This is a genomic window from Desulfovibrio sp. DV, assembly GCF_001936595.1.
Classification (GTDB): domain Bacteria; phylum Desulfobacterota; class Desulfovibrionia; order Desulfovibrionales; family Desulfovibrionaceae; genus Solidesulfovibrio.
Genome location: NZ_MLBG01000195.1, coordinates 1 through 1,568 on the forward strand (window position 1 = coordinate 1; position 1,568 = coordinate 1,568).

The window sequence follows — 1,568 nt, forward strand, 5'->3', positions numbered from 1 at the left end:
GGCCCGGGCCGCCCACCCCGACAGTCCTTTGAACTATCAGAAATCTCGGCATTTTACCGCCAGCGCGAACCAAGTGCACCACCATCTTTCCTTCGCTGCCGGATCGGCGTAGGGTTGCAACCATGTTCGTCCGTAGCTTTTCCCCCCGGCCGGGCAGGTCCCGGCGACTGGCAGCGGCCCTGGCTGCCGTCTGGTTTGTGGTGGCCACGGTGTTGGCCCCCTGCGCCCAGGCTTCGTTTTTTTCCTTCGATCTCAAGGATGAACGGGAGCTTGGCGAGAAGTTCAACATCCTCATCCGATCCCGGCTGCCGCTTATTGAGGACACCGAGATCAACGACTACGTCATGGGCGTGGTTGACCGCATCGTCAAAGCCATGCCGCCCCAGGCCTTTCCCTTCACCGTCGGCATCGTCAACAACAACGCGGTCAATGCCTTTGCCGGGCCGGCCGGTTATGTCTTTGTCTTCACCGGCCTGCTGCTCCATATGGAGCACGAGTCCGAGATGGCCGGCGTTTTGGCCCACGAACTGGCCCATGTCAGCCAGCGGCATATCGCCAAGCGCGTGGGCGAGATGAAACTGCTTTCCCTGGGCCAGCTCGTCGGCGTCCTGGCCGGGGTGGTGCTTGGCCAGACCACCGGCAAACAGGACCTGGGCACGGCCGTGGCCGTGGGTTCCCAGGCCCTCTCGGCCCATGCCTATCTCAAATATTCCCGCGACGACGAACGCGAGGCCGACCAGGTGGGCATGAACTACCTCGTGGCCGCCGGCTATCCGCCCCAGGGCCTGGTCGAGGCCTTCGAAACCATGCGCAAGCTCAAATGGATGCAGGGCGGCGGGGACATCCCCACCTATTTAAGCACCCACCCCGGCATCGACGAGCGCATGAACTACTTAAAGGACCGGATCAAGCTCCTGCCCCGCGACGTGCAAAACCGCAAGGATCAGGACGCCACCTTCAAGCGCGCCCAGATGCTGGTGCGCGCCCGCTACACCGACGCCAAAAACGCCGTGGCCTATTTCCGCAAGCTCGGCGACAAGATGACCTGCCTGGACAAGCTCGGGCTGGCCATCGCCCTGTCCCGGTCCCTGGACGACATGGGGCAGGCCCGCTCCGCCTTTGACGCAGCCCTGGCCTGCGGCGGCAACGACGCCCTGGTTTTGCGCGAAACCGGCCGCTACTATCTGCGCATCCGGGATTTCGCCCGGGCCAAGAGCCTGCTTGAGGCGGCGCTTGCGCAAAATCCCGCCGACATCGACGCCAATTTCGAATACGGCCGGATGCTGGCCCAGGAAGGCAATCCCAAGGCCGCTGTCAGCTATCTGGAGAAAGTGCGCCTTCGGGTGCCGGAAAACGCTGAAATCCGGTCCATCTACGGCCAGGTTCTCGGGCAGGCCGGCGACGTCTTTCACGCCTATCTCAACCTGACCTACGCCGCCGTCTACGAGGGCAACCCCGAGCAGGTCAAATTCCAGCACGAGAAGACCAAGGCCGCGGCCAAGACCGATGCCGACCGGCGCGAACTGGCCAAGCTGGAAGAAACCATCAAGAAACGCTCCGAGTTCTGG

At 63.2% G+C, this 1,568-nt stretch carries 1 protein-coding gene; it reads left to right on the top strand.

The features are described from left to right. Nucleotides 1-122: 122 nt before the first annotated feature. A partial coding sequence (locus DVDV_RS21675; RefSeq protein WP_075356635.1) for a M48 family metallopeptidase occupies nt 123-1,568 on the top strand: 1,446 nt, incomplete at its 3' end.